General features: G+C 66.9%; 2 protein-coding genes and 1 pseudogene. 2 read left to right on the top strand and 1 reads right to left on the bottom strand.

Annotated elements, in window-relative coordinates; all coding sequences use genetic code 11:
* Positions 1-1,691: AMP-binding protein (locus QOI01_RS16505; protein ID WP_526382722.1), on the top strand; the 1,691-nt coding region annotated here is incomplete at its 5' end.
* Positions 1,688-2,675 (top strand): annotated as a pseudogene (locus tag QOI01_RS16500) (phosphotransferase family protein). The gene QOI01_RS16505 and the pseudogene QOI01_RS16500, both read left to right, overlap by 4 nt.
* 5 nt (positions 2,676-2,680) lie before the next feature.
* Here QOI01_RS16500 and QOI01_RS16495 read toward each other — a convergent pair.
* On the bottom strand, positions 2,681-3,188 hold a 508-nt coding region (locus tag QOI01_RS16495), incomplete at its 5' end, for an enoyl-CoA hydratase/isomerase family protein (RefSeq protein WP_526382720.1).

The raw sequence follows: 3,188 nt of genomic DNA, 5'->3' as shown, positions 1-3,188 counted from the left end.
CCAGCGTTGAGCGTCGAGGTAGGCGTCGTGGCGCCGGCCCACTTCAGCGAGTCGGCGCAATGACCGCCGACGACCGGCTGAACCTCGCACGGATCCCAGCCTCCCTGCGCGAGCACTATCTGCGCACTGGGCTGTGGAATGACACCTCGCTGGGCGACCTTCTCCTGGAAGGCCTGCGACGGCGTCCCGGCCAGCGAGTGGGGATTTGGTCGAAGCGCACTGGCCGCAGCGAGACATTCGGATCGCTGGAGGCCACCGCGCGCCGAGTAGCCGCCGGGCTGTCGCAGCGTGGGGTCGTCCAGGGTGATCGCGTGGTGATCTGGTTGCCGAATGGATGGGAGGCCGCAGCGACGTTCGTGGCCGTGGCGGCACTGGGCGCCGTCGTCGTTCCGGTGGCCTCGTTCTACGGTCGCAAGGAACTGGTTGAAATCGCCAACGCGACCGGCGCCGTGGTGCTGGTGACCTGCGAGCGCCACGGCTGCCGCGACTACCTCGCCGAAGTCGGGGACTCTCGCGCGGAGATGCCCAGCGTGGCAACCGTCGTGGTGTGCGCCGGAGAGAGCAATGGCGCGCCGCGCTTAGATCTCGTGTCCTTCGGTGACTTGCTAGGTGACCCCAGCGATGCGGTGCCGGGCACTCGATCGCCAGACGACGAGTGCCTGTTGGTCTTCACCTCCGGCACCGGTGGCACCGCCAAGGGCGTCGTCCATACCCACCGAACCCTCGGGGCCGAGGTGCGTGGGCACCTCGCCGCGATGATCCCGACTGACGCGACCCCCCAGATCATGGCTTCACCGATCGCGCATGCGGCGGGGATGACCCTAGGACTGCTGGCGCCGATTCACCGTGGCGAACCGATCCACTTGGTCGACACCTTCGACGTCGAGTTCATCCTCGACACCGCGCGGGCCGAGGGGCTCGCACCCGGCGGCGGTGCGTCGGTCTTCTTGTCGGCGTTGATCGACCATCCCGGTTTCACCGACGAACTCGCCCACCGGATGGGTTACGTGATTCTCGGCGGATCGACGGTACCGGAGAGCTTGGTCGCCAAGGCAGCCCAGCGCGGGATCACCGTGCTGCGAAGTTATGGACTGACCGAACACCCGACCGTCAGCGCCAACCGGCTTGGCGACACCCCCAGGCAACTGGCCCACACCGATGGCCGCCTGCTCGACGGGGTGGAAGTGCAGGTGCGCGATCGCGGCGGTGCCCTCCTGCCTTCGGGCAGCGGAGGAGAGATCTTCACCAGGGGCCCGGATCGCTGCGCCGGTTACCTCCAACCGGAGATGAACACCGCGTTCGACGTGCAGGGATGGCTGGAGACCGGCGACGTCGGCGTCGTCGACGCCGACGGTCACCTCTCGGTGACCGGACGGGCCAAGGAACTCATCATCCGCAACGGCGTGAAAGTCTCACCCGCAGAAGTCGAAAGCGCATTGATGACCTGTGCTGCGGTGGCCGAAGTTGCGGTCATCGGTGTCCCCGACACCCGTACCGAGGAACGTACGGTGGCAGTCGTCGTCGCGCGGGACAATCGGGACATATCCCTATCCACGCTCACCGAGCATCTCGCCACGATGGGACTAGCGAAGCCGAAGTGGCCCGAGGAGCTCCGGGTCGTCGACGAACTTCCGCGCACCGCATCGGGCAAGGTGCGCAAGAACGAGATCAGAAAGGCTTGGTTGGCGTGACAACGACAAACGCTGAGGCACTCGACCTTTCGGCGCTGGCCCGCTATCTCGACGGTGCCGGGGTCGCCCGCCAGGGCCTGCTTCGGGCCGAACTGATCTCCGGCGGTCGATCGAATCTGACTTACCTGATATTCGACGACGTGTCCACATGGGTACTCCGTCGGCCCCCGTTTCACGGCGTCACGCCCTCGGCTCATGACATGAGCCGGGAGTACCTGGTGGTCTCTGCGTTGGCCTCCACCGACATTCCCGTCGCCCGTCCTGTCACGATGTGCCAGGACGACTCGGTGTTGGGTGCGCCGTTCACAATGGTCGAACATGTCGTGGGTCAGGTGATTCGGACGCAGACCGAACTGGAGGTGATCGGATCCGACGCCGCTGTGCGCGATTGCGTGTACGACTTGATCGGCGTCCTGGCCGCGCTGCACGAAGTGGACCCCATCAGCGTCGGACTGGGCGAATCGGCACGTGTAGACGGCTATCTGCAGCGCCAGATACGGCGGTGGGGATCGCAGTGGGACCTGGTTCGTGAACCCGGCGACCCGCGCGACGAGGACGTTCGGCGCCTGCACGCGCTTCTCGCGGGATCGGTTCCGCCGCAAAGCGCGACGTCGATCGTGCACGGTGACTACCGCATCGACAACACCATCTTGGCATCGTCGGCGCCGCATCGGGTTCGGGCCGTGGTGGACTGGGAGATGTCCACGCTCGGCGACCCGCTGGCCGACGTCGCACTGATGTGCGTCTACCGTGATCCCGTCTTCGATCTGGTGATCGGCACCGCGGCGGTATGCGACTGTGTCCGGTAGGCCGCTGCAGCACTGGGACTTTCACCTCGCGCTGGGCTACTTCAAAGTGGCGATCATCGCGGCCGGAATCGCCTACCGCCACCGCAGCAACGACGGCGTGGTCGACATGGCGAGCGATGCGGTGGCCCCACTGATCACGACCGGCCTACGGCACCTGGGCCGGCCACGGGGCTGATCGGCTCACCCTCGGCGTGACCCCGCGGCCGCCGCCTTGGACTGCGCCGCGGCGACCGCCAGCCGGTGTTCCTCGGAGTGCATGCTGTCCAACTCTCCGGACAGTGCGACGGCGTAGGCATTGTCGAGCTGTTGATCGAGGTAGGCGTTCAGCGCCCGCTTGGTGGTCTGAAGGGCCGCGGCCGGCACGTCGGCCAGGCGCAAGGCCAGTGCGAACGCTTCGTCGAGAAGCTGCTCCGGTGCCACGACGCGGCTGGCCAGCCCCATGCTCACGGCGTCGGCGGCGGGAATCCGCGAGCCCAGGAACAGGTATTCCTTGGCCCGCGAGAGGCTGGTCAGCATGGGCCACGTCATGCCACCGTCGCCGGGCACCAAGCCCATTCGCAAGTGTGGGTCGGCCAGGAAGCTGCCTTCGCTCATCAGCACGATGTCGGACAACACGGCCAGGCTGCACCCGAGTCCCACCGCGGGGCCGTTGACCGCGGCGATGACGGGCAACCGGCACCGCACCATT

Origin of the sequence: Mycobacterium sp., assembly GCF_032162605.1 — a bacterium.
GTDB lineage: Bacteria > Actinomycetota > Actinomycetes > Mycobacteriales > Mycobacteriaceae > Mycobacterium.
Note: the sequence above shows the minus strand (reverse complement) of the source record. Positions and strands in the feature narration are given on the sequence as shown.